Raw genomic sequence first — 3,811 nt, 5'->3', positions numbered from 1 at the left:
CGGCGGAACTCATCCGCCGCACCACACTGCGTTGTACCCATCGATGCGTCCTCCGGCCTTCGGCGGGGGGCCGCACCGGAGAAAGAACCGAGCGATCCGGTCCGCTAATAGGACCTTGTGATGATGCCGCCGCTCTTTACCGTCGTGAACGGCGGGCAGGCGATGAAGGAAGGCCCGCCCCTGTCCTTCCAGGCCACCGAATGGACGCTGACGTCGGGGCCGCCGTCCGCACGCTTACAGATGACGGCCGCCTTGTAGTGTCCGCCGTTACTGTCGCCGCATGTGGCTAACCAGCCCGCACCGGTCGAGGATTTATGGTCGGTGCACCCGGTCGGCCATCCCGGAGGGGTCGCTGTCGTCACACCCTGAAGTCCGAGGAGTGCCGTCGCCGCACCGGCGAGCAGTGCCGTGTACCACTTCTTCATGGTCGTCATTCCTTTTTTGAGCGATCCGGAAATTGTGCTACCTCATCCCCCGTACACGGGATGACAGTTCCACGCCCACCGGGGCCCGGCAAGCGGAGAAGCGACCTTCTGAGGGTTATTTGAGCCTCGTATTCCCCGACCTCCGAAAGAAACGGAGAAATATGCCGCCCAGCCCGCCTCCCGGAAAACAGAGGGATGAATTCCGGAAACTGGCCGAATCGCGAGAAATTGATGTGGCCGCATGATGTCGGCAATCAGCCGAACCGCGCGGGCCGGCCCGACTCCCGTGCGCAACAGCTGCCCGTTCTGCGGCCCGGTGGTCCGCGGCGGTGCCGGGCACGGCGGAAGTGGCGGCCGCTTCGGGTTTAACGCTTCCAGTTACGGCTCCGCCGACCGGTGTCACTTGACGCGGGCACCTACAGTGGGTTGCATACGTTCTGTGATCACATACCGGACATCGGGAGCCGCGCCATGGACCCGGTGATCGTCGTCGGCGCGGGACCCGTCGGGCTGTCCCTGTCGCTCGCCCTGGCGGGTGCGGGCGTGCCCTCCCTCGTGCTCGACGAAGGGCCCGGCAAGGAGGACGTCCGCCCGGCCCGTACCGTCGTCCTGCATGCCGAAACGGCGGCCATGGCGCACCGGCTGGGCTGTACGACGCTGCGCGACGAGGGGGCGTACTTCGCCGCCTGGCGGACCATGCGCCGGCGCCAGCCCGCTCAGCGGATCACCTTCGAGGACCACCCGGCCCCGCTGCACGTGCCGCAGCATGCCCTGACGCGCGGACTGCGCGACGCCGCCGCGGCCCACCCGCTCGTCCACCTGGTCACCGACAGCAGACTGGACTCACTGGAGCAGGACGGCCGAGGCGTCACCGCGCACACCCGGGGCGCCGAGACCACCTGGTGGCGCGGGAGTTACCTGGTCGGCTGCGACGGCGCCCGCTCCACCGTGCGCAAGCTGCTCGGCATCCGCTTCCCCGGCCGCACCACCGTGGAACGGCACGCCGTGGCCGCGCTGCGCACCGAACTGCCCTGGCCCGGCGAGGCCTTGCTGCACCGGAGCCCGCCGCAGGAGGTCACCTCCCGGCCGCTGCCCGACGGAGTCTGGCGGCTGGACTGGCTGCTGCCGCCCCGCGGGGAGCTCGTGACTCCCGACGCGCTGGTGACCCTCATCCGCGACACCCTCGCGGTGTGGTGCGGCGGCACGACACCCCCGTACGACCTCATCGACACCGGGGTCCACACCCTGCACCACCGCCTCGCCCGCCGCTGGCGCGACGGGCGCGCCTTCCTCGCAGGAGACGCCGCGCACCTGCTGGGCGCGCTCGGCACCCAAGGCGTGGAAGAGGGCCTCCGGGACGCCGAGAACCTGGCGTGGAAACTCTCCCTGGCCTGGCAACAGGGAGCCTCTGAGTCCCTGCTCGACAGCTATGAGGACGAGCGGCGCACCGCGGTCGCCTCCCGCCTGCGCGCGGCCGACCAGGCGATGCCTTCGCTACGGGCCGGGGGCGGACTGCGCACCTACCTTCCCGGAGCCGCGCGTTCCGCCGAATCGCTGCTCACCGACGGCCACCTCGGGCGCGGGCCGCTGGGCGCGGAGCCCACGTACGCCCCGCCGGTCGCCGTCCGGGAGGTGCCGACGGCCACGGAGCCGGGCGGCCCGGTGGCGAACGTCCCGGTGACCGCGCCCGACGGGGCGACCGTGCCCCTGCGGGACCTGCTCGGGCAGGCCCGGCTGCTGGTCGTGCTGGTGGCTCCCGGCACCGGGGTCTGGGACCGGCGCCACTGGCTCGGCGCCGGACTGATGCCCCGTCTGGCGGCGGCGGTGAGCGCCCTCCCGGTCCGCACCGACCTGCTGGTCGCGGACAGCTACCCGGGGGCCCCGGCCCACACCGTGCTGCTCGTCCGGCCGGACGGGCACCTGGCGGCGACCTTCGCGGGTGTCCGCCCGGCGGAGCTGTACGAGGCGGCGGACGCGGTCCGGGCGGGCGCGCCCGCGTCCCGGGTGCCGAAGCCCTCCACGACGACACCGGCGCCCAAGCCGGCGCCGACACCGACCGTGGTGATCGATTGACCGTCTCCGGGACTCCGTGGTTCACTCACGGAATGACCGGCAACGACGTACGCCTGTGGCGGAGGGTCCATATGGACCTGCTCCGCTACGCGGGCTGCGTGTGTCGCCCTTCCTACTGATTCGCCCTTCCCCCGCGCGCCCCGTGCCGTCCACCGGCCTGCGCGCACCTTCGCGAACCCAGGAACGGTCCCTTCATGTCTGCACCCGCATCCGCGCCCTCGTACGCCCCGGAGTCCGGCTCCGCGGCCGGGGTTCCCACGGCCGCCGAACTCCTCGACTTCGCCCTCCGCACGGCGGCCGACCCCGCGATCGTGTCCTCCCTGCCGCTCGACCCCGAGGGCCGCACCTGGATCCGGCTGGACGGTCCGGGCGGCAGCGAGGCATGGCTCATCGGCTGGCCACCGGGCACCGGCACCGGCTGGCACGACCACGCCGAATCGCGGGGCGCATTCGCCACGGCCCGGGGCCGGCTCACCGAGCACTCACTGACCGTGCGGCTGCCCTCCGAGGGCTGGAAGTCCCTGGAGCTGGCCCCGGACGTCGACCGCCACCGCACGCTGGGCGCGGGCTCGGGGCGCGCCTTCCGGGAGCACCACGTGCACGAGGTCCTCAACGAGTCGCCGGCCGAGCACGCGATCTCCGTGCACGCCTACTACCCGCCGCTCCCGCTGATCCGCCGCTACAGCCGCAGCGGCCCGGTGCTCAGCCTGGAGCACGTCGAGCGTCCGGCGGACTGGCAGTGAGCGCCCCGACCGGCATCGACGAGCTGCTGGAGCGGGTCCGCGCGGGCTACAGCCGCGTGGCCGCGCAGGAGGCGTACGCCGCCTCCCGCGCCGGGGCCGTCCTGGTGGACATCCGCTACCAGGCCCTGCGCGAGCGGGACGGGCTGATCCCGGGCGCGCTGGTGGTCGAGCGCAACGAGCTGGAGTGGCGCCTGGACCCACGGGGAAGCCACCGTCTCCCCGAGGCCACGAGCCACGACCTCCAGGTGGTGGTGATCTGCAACGAGGGCTACGCGTCCAGCCTCGCCGCGGCCTCGCTCCACGCCCTGGGCCTCCACCGCGCGACGGACCTGACGGGCGGTTTCCAGGCCTGGAAGTCGGCGGGCCTCCCCGTCACGGCTGCCGGTTCCGGCCCCGTCGGCGCTTGAGGCACTCTTCCGTCACATCGGCGTATCCCGGCGTCCGGTCCCGGGGGCTCCCCCCGCCTGGGCCCACCGGCTCACTCCCCGGGATACCCCAGGTCGTCGGCGTCGTCGGCGCCCTCCGCCTCGAGCGCGCGGCGCACGACCCGCAGGGCCATGCCCTCCGGGT

Annotated in this window: 5 protein-coding genes; 4 read left to right on the top strand and 1 reads right to left on the bottom strand. The window is 72.7% G+C overall.

Going from position 1 to position 3,811, the window contains the following annotated elements; translation table 11 throughout:
• Positions 1 to 104: 104 nt before the first annotated feature.
• On the bottom strand, positions 105 to 425 hold the full coding sequence (locus tag ACWGIU_RS32395) for a hypothetical protein (protein ID WP_453711677.1): 321 nt from the start codon (positions 423 to 425) through the stop codon (positions 105 to 107).
• Positions 426 to 896: 471 nt separating this feature from the next.
• Between ACWGIU_RS32395 and ACWGIU_RS32390 the strand changes: the two genes are divergently transcribed.
• From ACWGIU_RS32390 to ACWGIU_RS32375, 4 genes are all read left to right on the top strand, one after another.
• Positions 897 to 2,498: an FAD-dependent monooxygenase gene (locus tag ACWGIU_RS32390; protein ID WP_453711676.1), complete on the top strand. Its 1,602-nt coding sequence runs from the start codon at positions 897 to 899 to the stop codon at positions 2,496 to 2,498.
• Between the two features lie 32 nt (positions 2,499 to 2,530).
• A complete protein-coding gene (locus ACWGIU_RS32385) occupies positions 2,531 to 2,617 on the top strand; it encodes a putative leader peptide (protein WP_453711679.1) in 87 nt (28 codons plus the stop codon).
• 75 nt (positions 2,618 to 2,692) lie between these two features.
• Positions 2,693 to 3,241, top strand: a complete 549-nt coding sequence (locus ACWGIU_RS32380; RefSeq protein WP_453711675.1) for a cysteine dioxygenase — start codon at positions 2,693 to 2,695, stop codon at positions 3,239 to 3,241.
• The gene (locus ACWGIU_RS32375; protein WP_453711678.1) at positions 3,232 to 3,648 is read left to right on the top strand and encodes a rhodanese-like domain-containing protein; all 417 of its coding nucleotides are present in this window, start codon (positions 3,232 to 3,234) and stop codon (positions 3,646 to 3,648) included. The genes ACWGIU_RS32380 and ACWGIU_RS32375 overlap by 10 nt, the downstream gene beginning before the upstream one ends.
• Positions 3,649 to 3,811 lie beyond the last annotated feature (163 nt).

It is taken from the genome of Streptomyces sp. NPDC054840 (assembly GCF_053611065.1).
This window is presented reverse-complemented; position numbering and strand designations above follow the sequence as displayed.